Origin of the sequence: Micromonospora sp. NPDC050187, assembly GCF_044459745.1 — a bacterium.
GTDB lineage: Bacteria > Actinomycetota > Actinomycetes > Mycobacteriales > Micromonosporaceae > Micromonospora.
In genome coordinates this window covers 314479-333783 of the sequence record NZ_JBITJH010000001.1, presented here as the reverse complement: position 1 = coordinate 333783, position 19305 = coordinate 314479, and the positions used below count along the sequence as shown (strand labels likewise).

Sequence of the window (19305 nt, the reverse complement as noted above, 5' to 3'; positions counted from 1 at the left end):
AGTGCCCGGTGAGCGGGGCGGGTCGTCCGCAGTTCTTCGTGGACGCGTGGGACCCGGCGTACGGGGCGTCGTTCGAGGCGTCCCCGGGCGGCCCGGCCGCGCCGAGCAGCGCCCAGGTCGACCCGGACGTGGAGCTGCCGGCGGCGGACTGGCGGGCGCTCGGTCCCCGGACGGGGGTCCGCGCCCCCGAGGTGGTGCTCCTGGTCGACGGGGTGCGCCGGATCGACGCCAGCGTCTGGACGGCCGAGTCCGACGGCGTCTCCTATCCGGGTGTGGCAGCGTCGTACGCGGCCGGCGTGGTCCGCTGCGACCTGGGGCGGGGCGCGGCGGAGATGGCCGGTGCCCGGGTGGCCCGGGGACTCTTCACGGCCAGCCCGTCGGCGCAGGAGATGGTCGCCGGGTCGGTCCGTTACCCGGTGCACCGGGTCGGCGGCAGCGGCGAGCTGAGCAAACTACCGGCCGCCGTGCAGGGGCCGCTGACCGCGCTGGAGGTGGCGGTCTCCGACGCCGCCCGGACCGACGGCGACCTGCTGGTGGTGGACGGCCCGCTGCGCGCCCGACGGCAGTTGCCCCGCACCCTCGGGTACGTCAAGACCCAGCACAGCCAGTACCTCGACGCCCGGCTGACGGCGGTGGTGACCGGGATGGCGCCGGGGCAGCGGTGTCCGGTGTTCCGGCTCCGGGTGGGCACCGGCTGGGGTGGCTGGTCGTGGTATCTGCGGCTGCCGGTGGCGCGGGGCGCGCCGTGGGCCGGCATCGTCCGGGTGGAGTGCTCGCCCGACCTGGAGCCCACCGACGCGATCGCACTGGCCGACCTCTCCCTGGTCACCCTTCCCCGGTTCGCCTCCACCCCGTACAAGGACCCACGCGCCCCACAGAACCTGGTCCCGATCGCCGGGCTGGAACGCCGGTTGCGTGCCCTGCTCGGCGACGCCCGCCTGCTGCACCGGGCGCTCTCCGCCGCCGCACGCCGCCGCCGCTGACCGCTGACCGCTGACCGCTGACCTTCGGTGCGCGGGCGGCGGGGATACTGGGCCGCATGGGGCGCAGACGGGACGGGGGTCGGGTGGTCGAGCGGGTCGACACCGGCGAGGCCGAGCTGCTGCCGGACGCCGACCGCCCCGGATCGTGGACCCTGCTGCTCGACGGGGCACCGCAGTCGCACGTCGACCTGACCGACCCGACCCACCTGGAGTTCGAGTACGTGCGGCGGCTCGCCGCCGCGCTGGACCTGGTCGCCCCGACCGGCGTACCGCTGCGGGTGCTGCACCTCGGCGGCGGCGCGCTGACCCTGCCGCGCTACCTGGCGGCCACCCGGCCCGGCTCGGCGTCACGCGTGGTCGAGGTGGACGGCGCGCTGGTGGAGCTGGTCCGCCGGGTGGTGCCCTGGTCGGCGCAGGCCCGGATCCGGGTCCGGGTCGCCGACGCCCGCGAGGTCGTGGCCACCACGCCCGACGCCGCGTACGACGTGGTCGTCGCCGACGTCTTCGCCGGGGCTCGCACCCCGGCACACCTCACCTCGGTGGAGTACGCCACCGAGGTGGCCCGGGTGCTGCGTCCGGACGGCTGGTACCTGGCCAACCTGGCCGACGGCCCGCCGCTGCGGTACGCCCGCGCCCAGGTGGCGACGGTCCGGACGGTGCTGCCCCGGGCGTGCCTGGTCGCCGAAGCGGCAGTGCTGCGCGGCCGGCGGTACGGCAACCTGGTGCTGGTCGCCGGTCGGGCCGAGCCACCGGTCGCGGCGCTGACCCGGCGGGCCGCCGGGGACTGGTTCCCCGGGCGGGTGGTCGCCGGGTCGGAGCTGGACCGCTTCGCCGGCGGTGCGACGGTGGTCCGGGACGCCGGGGCGACCGCCTCCACACCGCCTCCGCCCGGGCTCTTCTCCGTCCGCCGGTGACCCGCCTGGGCTCTTCTCCGTCCGCCGGTGACCCGTCCGGGACCGGTGCCGGCACACGGCCGCCCGGTGGTGGCGGGAGTCGACGCGGGCCGTGGCAGAGTGTCCCGGTGACCGCCGCCCGGATCCTGCACCCGCCGCCGGAGCACCGGTTCGCCGAGACGGTACGGGCGCTGACCTTCAGCCCGTACGACCCGTGCGCCCGGATCGCCGCCGGGGCGTTCTGGTGGGCGACCCGTACGCCGGACGGGCCGGCCACCCTGTGCCTGCGCCGGCACGACGGCGACCTGCTCGCCGAGGGGTACGGGCCGGGCGCCGGCTGGGTGCTGGCGTGCGCCGACGCGATCGCCGGCCTGCGTGACGACCTGACCGGCTTCGCCGACCTGGTCGACCGGCACCCGGTGGTGTCCCGCCTGGCCACCCGGTACCGGGGGCTGCGGATGCCGGCCACCGGCCGGGTCTTCCGGCAGGCGCTGCGCACGGTCCTCGAACAGAAGGTCACCGGCAAGGAGGCGTACCGGGCCTACGCGGCGACGGTCCGGCACTTCGCCGAGCCCGCGCCGGGGCCGTTTCCGCTGCTGCTGCCGCCCGACCCGGCGGCGGTGGCCGCCGCGCCGTACTGGGTGTTCCACCCGTTCGGGGTGGAGCAGCGGCGGGCCGAGACGCTGCGCCGGGTCGCCGCCCTGGCCGACCGGCTGGAGGCGTGCGTGGACGTCGCCGAGGCGACCCGGCGGTTGACCGCGATCCCCGGCATCGGTCCGTGGAGCGTCGCCGAGGTGGTGCGCATCGCGTTCGGCGACCCGGACGCGGTCAGCGTCGGGGACTACCACGTGCCGAACACGGTGAGCTGGGCGTTGGCCGGTGAGGCGCGCGGGGACGACGCGCGGATGCTGGCGCTGCTGGAGCCGTTCCGGGGGCACCGGGGACGGGTCTGCCTGCTGCTGGCCGCCGGGGGCGTACACGCGCCCCGGTACGGCCCCCGGATGCCGCTGCGTTCCTTCGCGACCTACTGACCGCCGGTCAGCCGGCGCGGACGCAGAGCCGACGCAGGGTGGCCGCCAGCCAGCGGGCGTACCCGTGCTGGAAGATCCGGCCGGCGGGCCCGGCAGCGCGCATGATCCACCGCTCCGGGCGGCTGAACGCGCGTATCTCGAACCAGACCCGGCCCGTGTCGTCGCGTTCCACCACGAACGCCTCCTCGCCGGACGCCGGGTGGCCGGGGAGCGTGCCGTACCCGAAACCGGCCCGGCGGTCGTCGTCGGCGGCCCAGACCACCTCGCACGGGGCGTCGAGCCGCAGCGGGCCGACGCCCAGCCCGGAGGTGACGTGGACACCGGGCGCGGCGCGCGGCGCGTCGGCGGTGATCCGGACGCCGGCGGCGCGGTGCAGCCGCCAGGTGAGCACGGCCGCGCCCGCGACGGCGAAGGAGCCGTCGGGGAGCCGGACCCGGTGCCGCACGTGCCGCCAGCCCGCCGGCAGGTCCCCGGCGCGGGTGGCTCCGACGTGCGGATAGGTCAGCGGCACGATCACCTCCGGGGTTCGGCGCGGACCCGGCAAGCGTACGACCGCCTGTGCGCGACCCGGACCGGGCCACGCGAGCCGGCGGACGCGACGGCCGGCTCAGGCCGCCTCGCGCAGGTCGGCCAGGGTCAGCGGGGTGTGCCGGGTCAGCAGGTCGGCCAGTTCGGGGATCGATCCGGCCTCGCCGAGGACGTCCTTGCCGCCGCCGAACTCCGGGCGGTACCGGCGCACCAGCCGGTACCGGTACCGGCCCCGGATCAGCTCCACGCTGACCCGCCAGCGCCCACAGCAGCCGCAGACGAACTCCCGCACCCGGCGACGGTAGCTCTGACCTGCGGTTTCCCGGATCGGCCACGGGTGACGGACAGCTCCGGCACGGGACACTCGGCACCGTACGCGCCCGTGATGTGCCTCACCGTTGTCGGCCTCGTCTGGTTGACTGGTCGCCGTGGAGCTGCCGCTGAACCCGCCGGTCGAGCCGATGCTGGCCAAGAGCGTCGCCCGGATCCCCACCGGGGAACAGATGACCTACGAGCCGAAGTGGGACGGGTTCCGGTGCATCGTCTTCCGGGACGGGGACTCCGTCGAGCTGGCCAGCCGGGGCGGCAAGACCATGACCCGGTACTTCCCCGAGGTGGTCGAGCAGGCCCGTGAGCAGTTGCCGGAGCGCTGCGCGGTCGACGGCGAGTTGATCGTGATCCGGCGCGACGGCCCCGACGGGCAGCCCCGGCTCGACTTCGAGCTGCTCGCCCAGCGGATCCACCCGGCCGCGTCCCGGGTTCGGCTGCTCGCCGAGACCACCCCCGCCGACTTCGTCGCCTTCGACCTGCTGGCGATCGACGACGAGGTGCTGCTCGACCTGCCCTACCCGCAGCGCCGGGCCCGGCTGGAGGCCGCGCTGGCCGGGGTGCGTCCACCGGTGCACGTCACTCCGGTCACCACCGACGTCGACACCGCACACCGCTGGTTCGACGTCTTCGAGGGTGCCGGGCTGGACGGGTTGATCGCCAAGCCGGCCGACCTGCCGTACGAGCCGGGCAAGCGGCTGATGTTCAAGGTCAAGCACGCCCGCACCGCCGACGTGGTGGTGGCCGGCTTCCGCTGGCACAAGTCCGGCCCGGTGGTCGGCTCGCTGCTGCTCGGCCTCTACGACCAGGCGGGCACGTTGCACCACGTCGGGGTCTGCGCCTCGTTCACCATGGCCCGTCGGGCGGAGCTGCTGGAGGAGTTGGGCCCGTACCGGGACGTCGGCGACGACCATCCGTGGGCGCACGGCGACCACGAGCGCGGCCAGCGCATCCCGGGCGGGGTGAGCCGCTGGACCGGCGGCAAGAACCTGGAGTGGGAGCCGCTGCGCCCGGAGCTGGTGGTGGAGGTCGGCTACGACGCGATGGAGGGCGATCGGTTCCGGCACACCGCCCAGTTCGTCCGCTGGCGGCCCGACCGCGACCCCCGCTCCTGCGGGTACGACCAGTTGGAACGCCCGGTCCGCTTCGACGTCGACCAGGTGCTGCGCGGCGATCCGGTGCCGACGACCGGGCCGAGCTGACGCCGACACGATCCTGGAGGGCAGGCTGTGAGCCGCATCCCCGACCCGTCCCCGGCCCGCCGGGTCCGCTTCGCGCTGGCCGGGTTCGTCGCGGCGGCCCTGGTCGCCACCGGCTGCACCCTGCCGACGTTCGCGCCCCGGGCCGAGGTGGAGGGGGAGGCGTCCGTGGCCCCGCTGGGCACGACCCCCGGGTGGCGATCCTGCCCCGAGACCGCCGAGCAGGTGGCCGGCCGCGCCGCACCGGACATGCGGTACGAGTGCGCCCGGATCGCCGTACCGCAGCAGTGGAACACCACCGGTGAGTCGGCGAGCGCCACTCCGGGCGGCGGCGGGACCTTCGAGATCGCGCTGCTGCGGGCCCGCTCCACGAAGCAGCGCGACCGGATCGGGTCACTGGTGGTCAACCCGGGTGGTCCGGGTGGTTCCGGCGTCGACACCGCGGTCTACCTCTCCTTCGGGGAGCAGTTCGGCGGCCTGCCGGCCTCGGTGACCGAGCGGTTCGACATCGTCGGCTTCGATCCGCGCGGAGTGGCCCGGTCCAGCCCGGTCGAGTGCATCTCCGACACCGACCTCGACGCCAGCTTCGGTTACGACCCCGACCCGGAGTCGACCGCCGCCTTCGACGGTCTGGTCGCCCTCAACCAGCGGATCGGCCAGGCCTGCGGGGCGAAGTACGGCGACCGGCTGTCGCTGTTCGGCACCGAGCAGGCCGCCCTGGACATGGACGCGGTGCGCGCCGCCGTCGGCGACGAGAAGCTCACCTACCTGGGGTACTCCTACGGCACCCTGCTCGGCGCGGTCTACGCCCAGCGCTTCCCGGAGCGGGTCCGCGCGCTGGTGCTCGACGGCGCCATCGATCCCCGCCAGGGGGCGGTCGCCGCCTCGGAGAGCCAGGCGAAGGGCTTCGAGCGGGCCTTCGACAACTTCGTCCGCTGGTGTTCCGCCAACGCCGACCGGTGCCCGCTCGCCCCGGACGCCCGGGCCGCGGTGACCTCGGCCATCGACAAGGCCCGGGTCTCCCCGGTCCGGGGCGCGGACGGACGGGAGGCCACCGCCGGCTGGGTCTTCTACGCGGTCATCTCCTCGCTCTACACGGAGCAGGGGTGGCAGGAACTGGCCCGCGCGATCGACCAGTTGGCCGAGGGCGACCCGGCCGGCGTGTTCCGCCTCGCCGACGCGTACGCCGGACGGAACCCGGACGGCACCTACAGCAACCTGTTCGACGCCAACCTGGCCGTCAACTGCGTCGACGACGAGGAACGGCCGAGCCTCGAACGGATCCGCCAGCTCCAGGGGCAGTGGCGCAGGGCATACCCGCTGTTCGGGCCGGCGCTGGCGGTGGGCCTGCTGACCTGCGCGAAGTGGCCCGCCGAGCCCGACCCGTACCCGACCGGGAAGGCTGACGGCGCACCGCCGGTCCTGGTGGTGGGCACCACCGGCGACCCGGCCACGCCCTACGAGCAGACCCCGGCCCTGGCCGCGATGCTCGGGGTGGGACGGGTGCTCACCTGGGAGGGCGAGGGGCACACCGCCTACCCGCAGACCACCTGCGTCACCGAGGCCGTCGACGCCTACCTGATCGACCTGACCGTGCCTGCGGAGGGGCTGCGCTGCCCGGCACGCTGACCGTCGCCGGCCCCAACCCACGGACCAGCCGGCCGCATGTGCCATCCTCGGCGGTATGCCTGACCTGGTGTTCCGGACAGCGGTCCGGGCCGACCTGCCCGCAGTGGTCGCCCTGCTCGCCGACGACGTCCTCGGCCGGAGCCGGGAGGCCACGGTGGTCGACGAGGCGTACGAGCGGGCCTTCGCGGACATCGCCGCCGACCCGCGCAACCAGCTCGTCGTCGCCGAGCAGGACGGCGAGGTGGTCGGCTGCCTCCAGGTCACCTACATCCCCGGCCTGGGCCGGCACGGCGCGGAACGCGCCCTGGTCGAGTCCGTCCGGGTGCGCACGGACCGCCGGGGCGCGGGGGTCGGCCGGGCCCTGATGACCTGGGTGATCGACCGCGCCCGGGAGCGTGGCTGCGCGCTAGTGCAGCTCACCACGGACAAGCGCCGGGCCGACGCCCAGCGGTTCTATCTCGGCCTCGGGTTCGCCGCCAGCCACGAGGGGATGAAACTGCCGCTCTGACGGCTCCCGGCTCCCGGCTCCCGGCTCCCGGCTCCCGGCGGGATGATGCCTCCACCGACGCTGTGGAGCTGCCCGCACAGACGGGGCAGTCGGCCCTCTCCTCCCCCTCGTCCCGGCCACCATCAGCGCCGAGGCACCGGCTCCGAGCGGACGACTCACCGCCGGGTGAGCTCGGAGCGAACCGTCGCTGCTCCTGCTCCACCTGGGGGAACATGCCGGTAGCGCAGACGGGGCAGCTCCACAGTGTCCGAACCTCATGTCCTTCCCGGGGGCGGAAGCAGTCACGTGCACCCCGCACCCGCACTCGAACCGGCAGCGGCACCCGGACCGGACCGGCATCCTGCACCGGACCGGCATCCAGCACCGCACCAGTGCCCAAGCCCGCATCGGCACCGGCGGAGAAGGCGCGACCGGCCGGTACTCCACTAGATTGACCGCCATGGCACGGCGGGCTCGGCTGGCACCAGCGGCGTGGACGGCACGGCTGCCACCCGTGGCCTGGCTGCTCGTCGCCGCCGCGCTGCTGGTCATCGCCGCGTTCACCCGCTGGCGTACGGTCAGCGGCGACCCGGTCGTCGCCGCCACGCTGGAGCTGAAGGTGGCGGCGGTGGGCGCGGTGGCCGGCCCCTGGCTGGTCGGGGCGACCACGCTGCTGGTGGTGGCCCGGGCGGTGGCGGTCTCGACCGGACGGCCGCAGCGGCTGCTCCGGCTGGTCGGCACCGCTCTGGCGGTCGTCCTCGTGGTGGTGCTCGGGGTGATCGCGGTGTCGCTGGTACGGACCCTCGACCCTCCGTTCGCCACCGACCGGGGACCGGTGTTCACCCAGCCCGGGCCGGCGCTGCTCCCCGCCGCCGGAGCACTGCTGGCCTGTCTGGTGGGCATCTGGTCGGCACCCGCGCGTCCGGCCGTCGCGGGGCCGCCCCGGTCACGCTGGCGGCGCGTCGGAGTGCTGCTGCTGGCCGCCGGCTGGGCGACGGTCGCGGTCGCGGTCCTGCTGCCGTCCTGGCGGCGCGAGTACCCGGACCGGGTCGAGGTGGACGCCAGCCTCGACATGGTCTTCGTGGCGCTGCCCTTCGCACTGGTCGGGGCCCTGCTGGCGGTGCCGTCACTGCTGCGTACCGGCACGGCGCGCCGGCCGTGGCGGGAGGCGAGCCGGGGCTGGGCGATCGCCACGACGTTGGGTTGCGGCAGCTCGATCGGGGCGATCTGGTACTTCGTGGCGAACGACCCGTACCGGCAGGCGGCCGGCATGTCCTCGGCCCGGCCGGGCGCGGGAACCGCCCTGGCGCTGCTCGGCTGTGTGTTGATCGCGGTTTCCGGAGCGCTCCCCGACGACCGCTGAAGCCGTCACCGACGACGGTGACACCCCGCCCGGGCCGGTCGTCAGGCCCGGCAGAGGATCTCGCCGTGCAGGATGGTGAACCAGCCGTCGTCGGCGGCCGCCCACTCCCGCCATCCCGCCGACAGGCGGGCCAGGTCGTCCTCCGTGGCGAGACCGGACGCCCGCACCTGCTCGGCCATGGCCGAGTGTCGGATCCGGTCGGCCCACATGCCGCCCCACCACTGCCGGTCCTCGGGCGTGGCGAAGCACCAGGTGCTCGCCGTGGCCCTGACGTCGGCGAATCCGGCGGCGCGGGCCCAGGAGAGCAGCCGCCGGCCGGCGTCGGGCTCACCGCCGTTGGCGCGGGCGGTTCGTTGGTACAGGGCGAGCCACTCGTCCAGCTCGGGCACCCGGGGAAACCAGGCGAACGCGGCGTAGTCGCTGTCCCGGGCGGCGACGATCCCGCCGGGGCGGCACACCCGGCGCATCTCCCGCAGGGCCCGGACCGGGTCGGCCACGTGCTGGAGCACCTGGTGCGCGTGGACCACGTCGTACGCCGCGTCGGGCAGGTCCAGCGCGTGCACGTCGGCGACCACGAAGTCGACGTTGTCCCGTCCCCGGGCGTACGCCTCGGCCCGCGCGAGATCGAGGGCCTCCCCGGTGACCTCCAGCGCGGTCACCCGCGCCACCCGTCCGGCCAGGTCGACGGTGATCGTGCCGGGCCCGCAGCCGACGTCGAGCAGGGCCTGGTCGGACGCGAGGTGGGGCAGGAGGTATCCGGCGGAGTTCTCTGCGGTACGCCAGCGATGCGACCGCAGCACCGTCTCGTGGTGTCCGTGGGTGTAGACGTTGCGGGCGGCGACCATGACGGGACCTCCTCGTTCCGGGTGCCCCGAACCTAGCCGCCCTTTCCCTACATGCGGGACACCAATCCCACAGAATGAACCTCGCCCGCGCTCATTCGGCCTCCTGCCGGGCGCGGGACGGCTGCACCCGCTTGGGCTCGCCGGGCATCTTCGGGTGGTCAGGTGGGTACGGCAGGTCGCCCGAACCGGCGGCGTCGTCCCGGTCGGCCCACTCCAGCAGCGGGGTGATGTCCCACGGGCGGTCGTCGATGCCGGCGTGCGGGTCGCCCCGCTCAACCAGTCGGGCCGGCACGCTGCCGAGGTGGAAGTCGTCCGGGTCGACGTCGGGCAGCTCGTCCCAGTCGACCGGGGTGGAGACGGTGGCCCGGGCGTTGGCCCGCAGCGAGTACGCGCAGGCGATCGTCCGGTCCCGGGCCATCTGGTTGTAGTCGACGAAGACGTGCGCCCCGCGCTCCTCCTTCCACCAGGCCGTGGTGATCAGGTCGGGGCGACGGCGTTCCAGCTCCCGGGCCAGGGCGATGGTGGCCCGGCGCACCTCGGTGAACGTCCAACGCGGCTCGATGCGCAGGTAGACGTGGACACCCCGGCCGCCCGAGGTCTTCGGCCAGCCCGTCGCGCCGAGTTCGTCGAGGAGGGCCCGCAGCTCGCCGGCCGCCGTCACCGCGTCGGCGAAGTCGGTGCCGGGCTGCGGGTCCAGGTCGACGCGGAGTTCGTCGGGCCGGTCCACGTCGGCGGCGCGCACCGGCCAGGGATGGAAGACGATCGTGCCCATCTGCGCCGCCCAGGCGACGTGCGCCAGGTCGGCCGGGCAGAGTTCGTCGGCGCTGCGACCGCTGGGAAACTCGATCCGCGCCGTCCGGACCCATGGCGGCACGCCCCGGGCCGGCACCCGCTTCTGGAAGAACATCTCCCCCTCGATGCCCTCGGGGAAGCGTTGCAGCGTGGTGGGACGGTCCCGCAGCGCCCGCATGATCCCGTCGCCCACGGCGAGGTAGTACTGGAAGACGTCGGCCTTGGTGTAGCCCCGCTCGGGGTAGATCACCCGGTCCGGGCTGCTCAGTCGTACGGTGTGCCCGGCCACCTCGATCTCGACGGCCGAAGCCTTCGTGCCACCCATGCCGCGACCATATGTCACACCAGTGACAGAGGACCTATCCTTGCTGGGTGAGTCTTTCCGAGAGCGAACTGCCCCGCACCGAGGACGAGTGGCGCGTCCGGCTCAGCCCGGAGGAGTTCCGGGTGCTGCGCCAGGCCGGCACCGAGCGCCCGTGGACCGGTGAGTACGTCGACACCAAGACCACCGGCGTCTACCACTGCCGCGCCTGTGGCGTGGAACTCTTCTCCAGCGACACCAAGTTCGACTCGCACTGTGGCTGGCCGAGCTTCGACGACGCGCTGCCCGGCGCGGTCAAGGAGATCCCGGACAACACCCTCGGCATGCGGCGCGTCGAGATCCGCTGCGCGCGCTGCGACAGCCACCTGGGGCACGTCTTCCACGGTGAGGGCTTCACCCCGAAGGACACCCGGCACTGCGTCAACTCGGTGTCGATCCGGCTGGAGCCGCGCGAGGGCTGAGCCGTTCGCACGGGGCCACCCGACCGGGCGCTTCTCCTCCGTTCCGCCACCACGCCGTCGTCCGATGACGCACCCTCAGGGCATGACTGTCGGTGGGGGGTTCCGTCATGGCGACCTGTGAGGTCTGCGGCAACGACTACTGGATGGCGTTCGAGGTCCGGACGGTGAGCGGTGACTCGCACACCTTCGACTCGTTCGAGTGCGCGGTGCACAAGCTGGCACCGGTGTGCGAGCACTGCCAGCTGAAGATCGTCGGGCACGGCGTCGAGGTGTCCGGCCGGTTCTTCTGCTCGGCGCACTGTGCCCGTACCGTCGAGGGCGAACGGGCCGCCGCGATCAGCGACGCGGTCGGTGCCCGTCCGGCCTGACGGACAGGCACCGACCAGCGCGGGTAGCACGGTGGCCGTTTCCGGCGTGACCCGTCAGGGCGTCGTCGACGCCCGCGAGCCGTACCCGTACTCGGAGACCACCTCGCCGCCGGGTCCGCGCAGTTCCGCACGGTCGCCCTTGTCGTTCCAGATCGGACGGCCGCTGCCGTAGGAGAAGCCGCCCCATTCGGGGTGGTGCTGGTTGGTGTAGATCCTGATCCGCTGCCCCGGCTGGAGCACGGTTCCGGGTGGGAACTCGAAGTCCTGGCCGGCGTCGTCGGCACCGAGCGTCCAGCCGCTGATGTTCGCGGCCACGGTGCCCCGGTTGACGATCTCGACGTACTCGTCCGCCTGGGTGTACTTCACGTCGCCCCGGTTGCGCACGGTGGTGATGACCACGTCCGGTAGACCGGCACGGGCGAAGATCGCGACGATGTCCGCGCTGTTCGCGCCGTTCTCCGGGCTGACGAACGTCCGTACGACCTGGCCGCCCCGTTTGAAACCGCTGATCACCACGCCGTACTCGACCCCGTCGATCGTCACGGTCTCCGGCGAGACGAACGTCGGCAGGTCGACCACGTCGTCCGGCGTCGGACCGTCGTTCGGGGTCTCGTTGTGGTGGAAGCGGAAGCTGAAATCCGCCTCGGTGCCGTCCTCGAAGGCCACCCGCACGACGAGGCCGACGTCGAACTGCCGATCCGGCAGGGCGACGACGGGGAAGTTCTCGTGCGTGTACGTGCCGAGGGTGAACTCGGTGCCGTCGGTCCGTACCTCGACGGAGCCGCCGTGGAAGACGTATCCGCTCTGGCCGGAGCCGGCCGGGATGCCCCACCGGACCTGGCCGGTGCCGAGTCCGTTGAGATTCGGCGGGGTCACGCTCAGGGACGACCAGCTGCCGGTCGTAACGGCGGTGCTCATACAGCCTCCATCAACGCCACGAAATGGGACTTTCCTCCACGCAATGGTATTGTCGGAATGTTACGAAGATGCGAAGGCTGTCCATATAGCGACAGATGCTTGCCCGCGTCCAAGCCGGGCCTTCGGCTGCGTGGCCGAGCGGAGCACTAACCTGGCGGGATGCTGCCGCCCACCGTCGTCGTCCGGGTCGCCTCCTTCGCCGACCTCGACGCCCGCACCTTCCACGACCTGCTCAGACTGCGCATCGACGTGTTCGTGGTGGAGCAGGAGTGCGCCTATCCGGAACTCGACGGGCGGGACGTCGAGCCGGGCACCCGGCACCTCTGGCTGGCCGAAGACGGCCCGCCGGTGGCGTACCTTCGGATCCTGGCCGACCCCGGCGGGGTGGAGCGGATCGGCCGGGTCGTGGTGGCCCCGGCGGCGCGCGGCGGCGGGCACGCCGGGCGGCTGATGACCGAGGCGCTGGCTTTGGTCGGGCACCGTCCGTGCGTCCTGGAGGCGCAGTCGCACCTGGTCGGCTTCTACGCGCGGTACGGATTCACCACCAGCGGCCCGGAGTACGTGGAGGACGGCATCCCACACACCCCGATGCGCCGCGACCCCACGCCCTGACCGGGCCGTGGGGTCGCGAGGACCGACCCCGGGTCCGGCGGCGGCCGGGGGCGGCGACGGTGGGCGAACGGGTCAGGGCAGGGCGGCGACGATGTCGGCGAGGGAGCGACGACGCCCGGTGTAGAAGGGGATCTCCTCGCGGACGTGCCGGCGGGCCCGGGAGGCGCGCAGATCGCGCATCAGGTCCACGATCCGGTGCAGTTCGTCGGCCTCGAAGGCGAGCATCCACTCGTAGTCGCCGAGGGCGAACGAGGCGACCGTGTTCGCCCGCACGTCCGGGTAGCCACGGGCCATCCGGCCGTGCTCGGCGAGCAGCTCCCGCCGCTCGGCGTCGGGAAGCAGGTACCACTCGTAGGAGCGGACGAACGGGTAGACGCAGACGTACGCCCGCGCCTCCTCGCCGGCCAGGAACGCCGGGATGTGGCTCTTGTTGAACTCCGCCGGTCGGTGCAGCGCCATCTGCGACCAGACCGGGGTCATCGTCCGCCCCAGGGCGGTGCGCCGGAACCGGCCGTACGCGTCCTGGAGGTCGTCACTGGAGGAGGAGTGCCACCAGACCATCAGGTCGGCGTCGGCACGCAGTCCGGCGACGTCGTAGGTGCCCCGGACCACGACGTCCTTGCCGGCCAGCTCCTCGACGAGGGCCTCGGCCTCGGCGACGACGTTCTCCCGCAGGGCCGGCAGCGGGCCGGTGGCCCGGAACACCGACCACATCGTGTAGCGGATGCTGTCGTTCAGCTCCCGCAGCCGGGCCGCGTTGGTCTGTTCGGTCTGCTCGGTCATGTCGCCGGTCCTCCCAGTGCACTGATGATCTCTTCGGCCGCCGTCTCGCCGGACCGCACGCAGACCGGGATGCCGACCCCGTCGTACCCGGCCCCGGCCAGGGCCAGCGTCGGGTGCGCCGCCCGCAGCGCCGTCCGGGCCGCCGCCACCCGGTCGGCATGGCCCGGGGTGTACTGCGGCAGCGCCCCACCCCACCGTTGCACGTGGCTGGCCAGTGGCGTCGGCAGCGTCGCGCCGAGCACCCCGGACAGCTCCCGGTGCACGCTGGCGACCAGGTCGGCGTCGGAGAGCTGCAACTGCCCCTCCTCGCCGTAGCGGCCGACCGAGGCGCGCACCAGCGCCACCCCGTCCGGCCGGCGCAGGTGCCCCCACTTGGTGGTGAAGAAGGTGGCCGCCTTGATCAGCAGCCCCTCGGTGCCGGGCACCAGGAATCCGGAGAGGGCGGGCAGCTCCGGCTCGGGCAGGGCCAGGGTGACCAACGCGACGCTGGCGTAGTCCAGCCCACCGATCCGGGCGGCCACCTCCGGGGCCGTACCGGTGAGCAGGCGCGCCGCCGGACGGGCCGGCACGGCCAGCACCACCGCGTCGACCTCGACGGACTCGGGATCCCGGGTGGGGCCCACGGTCAGCCGCCATCGCCCGCCCAGCGGGGTGAGGTCGCGGACCGTCGCGCCGAGCCGGACCGTCGCCCCGCTGGCCGTCGCCGCCGCCTCGACCAGCCGGCTCATCCCGCCGGCCAGCGCGCCGAAGACCGGCGCCCCCGGGGCCCGGGGTGCGGCAGCCTGCGCCGCCCGGACCGCCCCGGTGAGCGTGTGTTCCACACGGGCCGCGCGGGCCAACGCCGGCATGGTCGTGACCAGCGACAGGTCGTCGGCCCGCCCGGCGTAGACGCCGCCGAGCATCGGGTCGACCAGCCGGTCCACCACCTGGTCGCCGAGGCGGGCCCGGACCAGCGCGCCGACCGCGACGTCCTCGTCCGGGCCGAGCAGCGGCTTGCCGCCGTCGACGTCGGCCGCCGCCGTCGGCTCGGCCACCGTCGCCACCCTGTCCAGATCCCCCGGTACGCCCACCAGCGTGCCGCCGGGGATCGGTCGCAGTCCCCCGTCGACGGCGAGCGCGGCCTGCCCGACGGTCGGGTGCACGATCTCGGCGTCGAGTCCGAGCCGACGGACCAGGGCCACCGCGCCGGACTCGCCGCCGGCCGGGTCACGCATCAGGAACGACTCCGCGCCGAACTCCACCGGCCCGCCGGCCAGGCTGCCGGTGCGCAGCTTGCCGCCGAGCGCGCCGGACTGCTCATACAGGGTGACCTCGGTGCCGGCGGGGGCGCGGTCGCGCAACCGGACGGCGGCGGCCAGCCCGGTGATCCCACCGCCGATGACCGCGATCCGCCACGGTCGCCGCATCGTCGCCTCCGTCAGTCGACGGGCCGCGCGGACACCTCGTGCACCAGCGCGACCACCCGGGTCAGCACGTCGGGGTCGGTCTCCGGCAGGACGCCGTGACCGAGGTTGAAGACGTGACCGGGAGCGGCCCGGCCCTCGTCGAGGATGCGCCGCACCTCGGCCTCGACCACCGGCCAGGGGGCGAAGAGCACACACGGGTCGAGGTTGCCCTGGACCGCCCGGTCCGGGCCGATCCGCTTCGTGGCAACGTCCAGCGGGGTACGCCAGTCCACGCCGACCACGTCGGCACCGGCCTCCCCCATCGCGGGCAGCAGTTCGGCGGTGCCCACCCCGAAGTGGATCCGGGGCACCCCGGCGTCGGCCAGCCCGGCCAGCACCGTCGCCGAGTGCGGCTGCACGAAGCGGCGGTAGTCGGCCTCGGACAGCGCGCCGGCCCAGGAGTCGAAGAGCTGCACCGCGGAGACCCCGGCGGCGACCTGCACCCGCAGGAACGCCAGGGTCACCTCGGCGAGCCGGGCGCAGAGCGCGTGCCACAGCTCGGGGTCGCCGTACATCAGCGCCTTGGTCTTCGCGTGGGTCCGCGACGGGCCCCCCTCGACCAGGTAGCTGGCCAGGGTGAACGGCGCGCCGGCGAACCCGATCAGCGGGGTGTCGCCCAGTTCGGCGACGAGCAGCCGGACCGCCTCGTCGACGTACGGGACGTCGTCGACGGTGATCGGTCGGATCCGGTCGACGTCGGCACGGGTGCGCACCGGCTCGGCGACCACCGGGCCGGTGCCCGGCACGATGTCCAGGTCGACGCCGGCCGCCGCGACCGGCACCACGATGTCGCTGAACAGGATCGCCGCGTCCACGCCGTGCCGGCGGACCGGCTGGAGGGTGATCTCGGTGACCAGCTCGGGGCGACGGCAGGACTCCAGCATCGCCACGTTGGCCCGGATCTCGCGGTACTCCGGCAGCGAGCGTCCGGCCTGACGCATGAACCAGACCGGCGTGTGCGGACCGGGTCGCCGACGACAGGCCCGGACGAAGGGCGAGTCGGTGGTGCGGGATGCTCCGCCCGCGCTCGGGCGGGTGTCTCCGTCTCGGGCAGCGCCGCCCGCGGTGGTGGTGGTCATCGCCGCAATCGTGCCACGTCCACCGCTGCCGCCGGTCGCCCGGGTTGCGAAGGACACGCCCCCGGGAGCCATCGGACGATCACGCTGCGCGTTCCCGGTGGCCGGGTCGGCGACGACGGCGACGGCGAGCGACCCGGTGCCGGCGCGCCGTCCGCCAGCCGGGCGCGGCGGCGGCTTAGGCTGCCCGCATGTCCCCTCCGATCGCGCTCCCGGAGACCTTCGCCCGCGCGGTCGCCGGGTTGCGGTCGGTGGCGACCCGGCCCGAGATCGTGATGGAGGAAGTGGGCGCCCCGAAGCGGCTCGCCCCGTTCGCCTTCGCCCTCTCCGCCACCGTGCTGCGCGACGACGACGAGGTCGCCACCGGACGGCTGATCCTGCTTTACGATCCGGCCGGGCACGAGGCGTGGCAGGGCACGCTACGGCTGGTCAGCTACGTCACCGCGGACCTGGAGTCCGACCTCGCCGCCGATCCGCTGCTGCCCGGGGTGGGCTGGACCTGGCTGACCGACGCGTTGGAGGCCCAGGACGCCGGTCACCGGGCGCTCGGCGGCACGGTCACCCAGACCATGTCCACCCGGTTCGGCGACCTGGCCGGTCCACCGGCCAACGGGGACGTCGAGATCCGGGCCTCGTGGACCCCGCTCGACGACAACCTGGCCCCGCACCTGCACGCCTGGTGCACGCTGCTCGCCTCGACCGCCGGCCTGCCGCCGCCGGGCGTGACCGCGCTGGCCGACCGCCGGTCCGCCACCACCGGCTGACGCCCCCACCAGGCCACGACGGTCCGACGGTCCCGGCCGTGGCGCGTCACGGCCCGGCACGTCCGGTCTCCCCTGACGCGTCGGTCCGCAGGCCCGACGCCGTGGAGCGACGACCGGCCTGCGGACCGACGGGGAAGCGGGCGGTGGGTCAGAGGTACTTCTCGGCCTCGTCGCAGACCGCGTCGAGACCCTTGACGGCCTGGTCGTAGGCGGCCTTGTTGTTGGCCGCGGCGGCGGCCAGTGCGGTGGTCAGCTTCTCCAGGCAGTTCGCGATGACCTTCTTCTGCCGGGCCTGCTCGTCGCGGTCGTTCTTGGTGCCGGTGAGGTCCTGCTGGGTGTCGGTCAGCTTGTCCTTGGCGGTCTGCAACTCGCCCTTGAGCTTCTCGACTTCCTTGACCCTGGTGTCCCGGTCGGTCGTCCGGGCGACCAGGTTCTTCTCGGTGCGCTCGAGGTCACCGCTGGTGTTGAGGTACAGCCCGGTCATCACGCCGCCGAGGACGAAGAGCAGGCCGGCCACGATCGCCAGCACGAGCACCGCCCGGCCGCGTCCGCCACCTCCGCCGGAGGTGGCGGCAGGCGGCGGATACCCGGGCGGGCCGGACATCGGCGGGCCGTAGGGCTGACCGGAGGTGGGGGTGTACTGACCCGGCACAGGGCCGCCGGAGGTCGGGCCGTACCCGGCCGGGGCCGGGGTCTCGGCCGGCGGCGCGGACTGCGGGTAGCCGCCGGGGTAGCCGGGTTGCTGCGGGTAGCCGGCGGCCGGGGGCGCGGACTGCGGGTAGCCGGCCGCCGGCGGAGCGGACTGCGGGTAGCCGGCCGCCGGCGGAGCGGACTGCGGGTAGCCGGCCGCCGGCGGAGCGGACTGCGGGTAGCCGGCCGGCGGCTGGGCCGACAGCGTCGGGTCGATGCCGAACTGCTGGGTCGGCTCGTGCACCTGCGGTTCGCGCTGGGAACCGTACAACCCGCCGCCGGGGCCGGCCGGCGGCTGCTGCGGATACCCCGGCGGGGGGTATCCGCCGGTAGGTGGCTGGGTCATGGCTACTTCCTCCGAAAGGGCTGGTCCGGCTCCGGCTGACCGGGCGGACCGGGCGGGTACAGGGCGCGTCGGTGGACGGGTCAGCAGATGTCGAAGCCGTCGCACGCGGTCTTGATCGGCACGGCCAGGCCGATGCCCTCGGCGTTGCGGGCCTTGGCGGTGGCGATGCCGACGACCTGCTTGGCACTGTTGATGACCGGACCACCGGAGTTGCCGGGGTTGATCGGAGCGTCGAACTGGATCACGTCCCCGCCGCCGTTCTCCGCCTTGCGGAAGGCGCTCACCACCCCCGTGGTGACGCTGTCGGTGAGGCCGAGCGGCGCGCCGACGACGACGATCTGCTGCCCGGACTTCACCGGGGTGGCGGCGGTGACCAGGCCGGTGAACTTGGCAGCCGTCCGCAGGTGGGCGACGTCGTTCTCCTCGTCGACCTTGACGATGGTGGCCGGGAACCGCTGGTCGGTGCGCTCCAGGAACACCTGGCGCTCGCCACTGGTCCAGAGCGACTCGACCACGTGGTAGTTGGTGAACAGGTTCGCCCCGCCCTCGGAGTTGGGCTTGCCGACGGCGAACGCGGTGCCGGTGGCGTTGCCGGCCCTGACCCGGAAGACGCTGCGCAGCACTGTCTCGGCGATGTCCTCCGGGTTGAACACCGTGCCGGCCTGCTTCTCCAGTTCCTCCGTTCGCTGTTCCACACCGTCGAGGCGGAGGCCGTCGCGGTCCTGCGCGGTGGCCAGGTCGCGACGGGTGTCGCCGAGCCGGTCGTTGAGCACGTGGATCTGGTACGCCTGGACGCCGGACACCAGGACCAGCAGCAGCGCCAGCAGGAGGGCGGCGCGGGGCAGCCAGCCGGAGCGCTGGCGGCCACCGGTCGCGGCGCCCGGGTAGGGGGTGCCCGGGAAGGCCGGTCCGGAGGCGGCCGGTGGTTGGCCGGGCGACCAGGTCGTCGGGGCGGGCGCCGGCTGCCCGGCGGCCACCGGGTGCGGCTGCGCCGACGGCTGCCCGGCCTCACCGGCGGTCGGCCAGGTGCCCCGGGGTGCGGGCACCACGGGCGGGGCCGGGGCGGCGGCGTAGCCGGCTGCCGGGACGCCCGGGTGTCCTCCGCTTACCGGCGGCTGGCCGGGGATCGGGGCGCCACCGGCCGGGGGCGCGGGCCAGCCGCCCACCGCCGTGCGCGGCGGTTCCATCCGTGGTGGCAACGGACCCGGTCGACCTCCCTGCTCACCGGATCCGGATGCCGGCCCGACCGGTCCACCGTCCTGCGGCCCGTACCCCGCCGTCATAATTGCCCCGTCCTCCTGGTGAGCGCCTGCCCGCGGCCCTGCCACCGGCGCTTCGCCGGCGGTGGGCCCGATGGACCGTACCGGCCCGGAACGACATTGTCTCCCCTCTTGTCCACCCCCCTGACACGGCGGTGCCGGGCCGGCCGCCGACACACACCGG

At 74.2% G+C, this 19305-nt stretch carries 21 protein-coding genes; 11 read left to right on the top strand and 10 right to left on the bottom strand.

All coding sequences use genetic code 11. The features are described from left to right. Positions 1-8: 8 nt before the first annotated feature. From ACIBJE_RS01510 to ACIBJE_RS01500, 3 genes are all read left to right on the top strand, one after another. A complete protein-coding gene (locus tag ACIBJE_RS01510; RefSeq protein ID WP_396741598.1) occupies positions 9-983 on the top strand; it encodes a hypothetical protein in 975 nt (324 codons plus the stop codon). A 56-nt stretch (positions 984-1039) separates the two neighbouring features. After that, positions 1040-1897 carry a spermidine synthase gene (locus ACIBJE_RS01505; protein ID WP_396741596.1) on the top strand — a complete coding sequence of 286 codons (858 nt, stop codon included), beginning with the start codon at positions 1040-1042 and terminating at the stop codon, positions 1895-1897. A gap of 107 nt (positions 1898-2004) precedes the next feature. Next, positions 2005-2907 carry a DNA-3-methyladenine glycosylase family protein gene (locus ACIBJE_RS01500; protein WP_396741594.1) on the top strand — a complete coding sequence of 301 codons (903 nt, stop codon included), beginning with the start codon at positions 2005-2007 and terminating at the stop codon, positions 2905-2907. Positions 2908-2914: 7 nt separating this feature from the next. Here the strand turns inward: ACIBJE_RS01500 and ACIBJE_RS01495 are convergent, their stop codons facing one another. Together ACIBJE_RS01495 and ACIBJE_RS01490 are read right to left on the bottom strand one after the other, a co-directional pair. Beyond that, positions 2915-3418 carry a DUF1990 family protein gene (locus ACIBJE_RS01495; RefSeq protein ID WP_396741592.1) on the bottom strand — a complete coding sequence of 168 codons (504 nt, stop codon included), beginning with the start codon at positions 3416-3418 and terminating at the stop codon, positions 2915-2917. A 96-nt stretch (positions 3419-3514) separates the two neighbouring features. After that, a complete protein-coding gene (locus tag ACIBJE_RS01490; RefSeq protein WP_396741590.1) occupies positions 3515-3727 on the bottom strand; it encodes a hypothetical protein in 213 nt (70 codons plus the stop codon). Positions 3728-3863: 136 nt separating this feature from the next. On the opposite strand from ACIBJE_RS01490, the gene ACIBJE_RS01485 reads away from it, so the two are divergent. The 4 genes from ACIBJE_RS01485 (at position 3864) to ACIBJE_RS01470 (ending at position 8440) form a co-directional block, all read left to right on the top strand. Continuing rightward, positions 3864-4964 carry an ATP-dependent DNA ligase gene (locus ACIBJE_RS01485; protein WP_396741588.1) on the top strand — a complete coding sequence of 367 codons (1101 nt, stop codon included), beginning with the start codon at positions 3864-3866 and terminating at the stop codon, positions 4962-4964. Between the two features lie 27 nt (positions 4965-4991). Then, positions 4992-6590 (top strand): alpha/beta hydrolase, encoded by a 1599-nt coding sequence (locus ACIBJE_RS01480; RefSeq protein ID WP_396741587.1) that lies wholly within the window; start codon positions 4992-4994, stop codon positions 6588-6590. A gap of 55 nt (positions 6591-6645) precedes the next feature. Beyond that, positions 6646-7098: a GNAT family N-acetyltransferase gene (locus tag ACIBJE_RS01475; RefSeq protein ID WP_396741585.1), complete on the top strand. Its 453-nt coding sequence runs from the start codon at positions 6646-6648 to the stop codon at positions 7096-7098. 439 nt (positions 7099-7537) lie between these two features. Further along, positions 7538-8440 carry a hypothetical protein gene (locus tag ACIBJE_RS01470; protein ID WP_396741583.1) on the top strand — a complete coding sequence of 301 codons (903 nt, stop codon included), beginning with the start codon at positions 7538-7540 and terminating at the stop codon, positions 8438-8440. 41 nt (positions 8441-8481) lie between these two features. Here ACIBJE_RS01470 and ACIBJE_RS01465 read toward each other — a convergent pair whose 3' ends face one another. Further along, positions 8482-9285 (bottom strand): class I SAM-dependent methyltransferase, encoded by an 804-nt coding sequence (locus ACIBJE_RS01465; protein ID WP_396741581.1) that lies wholly within the window; start codon positions 9283-9285, stop codon positions 8482-8484. A 91-nt stretch (positions 9286-9376) separates the two neighbouring features. Beyond that, on the bottom strand, positions 9377-10402 hold the full coding sequence (ligD, locus tag ACIBJE_RS01460) for a non-homologous end-joining DNA ligase (protein WP_396741579.1): 1026 nt from the start codon (positions 10400-10402) through the stop codon (positions 9377-9379). Between the two features lie 47 nt (positions 10403-10449). Here ligD and msrB point away from each other — a divergent pair, with 47 nt between their 5' ends. Both msrB and ACIBJE_RS01450 read left to right on the top strand, forming a co-directional pair. Next, entirely contained in the window at positions 10450-10860 is a 411-nt protein-coding gene (gene msrB, locus ACIBJE_RS01455; RefSeq protein WP_396741577.1) for a peptide-methionine (R)-S-oxide reductase MsrB, read from the top strand. A 107-nt stretch (positions 10861-10967) separates the two neighbouring features. Further along, entirely contained in the window at positions 10968-11228 is a 261-nt protein-coding gene (locus ACIBJE_RS01450; RefSeq protein ID WP_396741575.1) for a Prokaryotic metallothionein, read from the top strand. Between the two features lie 54 nt (positions 11229-11282). Here ACIBJE_RS01450 and ACIBJE_RS01445 read toward each other — a convergent pair whose 3' ends face one another. Further along, positions 11283-12146 carry a choice-of-anchor K domain-containing protein gene (locus ACIBJE_RS01445; RefSeq protein ID WP_396741573.1) on the bottom strand — a complete coding sequence of 288 codons (864 nt, stop codon included), beginning with the start codon at positions 12144-12146 and terminating at the stop codon, positions 11283-11285. Between the two features lie 159 nt (positions 12147-12305). Here ACIBJE_RS01445 and ACIBJE_RS01440 point away from each other — a divergent pair, with 159 nt between their 5' ends. Next, complete coding sequence (locus ACIBJE_RS01440; protein ID WP_396741571.1) at positions 12306-12758, top strand: GNAT family N-acetyltransferase; 453 nt, start codon at positions 12306-12308, stop codon at positions 12756-12758. Between the two features lie 72 nt (positions 12759-12830). Here ACIBJE_RS01440 and hemQ read toward each other — a convergent pair whose 3' ends face one another. From hemQ to hemE, 3 genes are read right to left on the bottom strand one after another with little or no spacing between them, the layout of a single operon-like run. Further along, a complete protein-coding gene (hemQ, locus tag ACIBJE_RS01435) occupies positions 12831-13541 on the bottom strand; it encodes a hydrogen peroxide-dependent heme synthase (protein WP_396741569.1) in 711 nt (236 codons plus the stop codon). After that, positions 13538-14947, bottom strand: a complete 1410-nt coding sequence (gene hemG / locus ACIBJE_RS01430; RefSeq protein WP_396741567.1) for a protoporphyrinogen oxidase — start codon at positions 14945-14947, stop codon at positions 13538-13540. The genes hemQ and hemG overlap by 4 nt, the downstream gene beginning before the upstream one ends. Before the next feature lie 11 nt (positions 14948-14958). After that, positions 14959-16065 (bottom strand): uroporphyrinogen decarboxylase, encoded by a 1107-nt coding sequence (gene hemE, locus ACIBJE_RS01425; protein WP_396741565.1) that lies wholly within the window; start codon positions 16063-16065, stop codon positions 14959-14961. A 188-nt stretch (positions 16066-16253) separates the two neighbouring features. On the opposite strand from hemE, the gene ACIBJE_RS01420 reads away from it, so the two are divergent. Further along, entirely contained in the window at positions 16254-16826 is a 573-nt protein-coding gene (locus tag ACIBJE_RS01420) for a DUF3000 domain-containing protein (RefSeq protein WP_396741563.1), read from the top strand. Positions 16827-16974: 148 nt separating this feature from the next. Here ACIBJE_RS01420 and ACIBJE_RS01415 read toward each other — a convergent pair whose 3' ends face one another. Beyond that, the gene (locus tag ACIBJE_RS01415) at positions 16975-17862 is read right to left on the bottom strand and encodes a hypothetical protein (protein ID WP_396741561.1); all 888 of its coding nucleotides are present in this window, start codon (positions 17860-17862) and stop codon (positions 16975-16977) included. 80 nt (positions 17863-17942) lie between these two features. Next, on the bottom strand, positions 17943-19145 hold the full coding sequence (locus tag ACIBJE_RS01410; RefSeq protein ID WP_396741559.1) for a trypsin-like peptidase domain-containing protein: 1203 nt from the start codon (positions 19143-19145) through the stop codon (positions 17943-17945). Positions 19146-19305 lie beyond the last annotated feature (160 nt).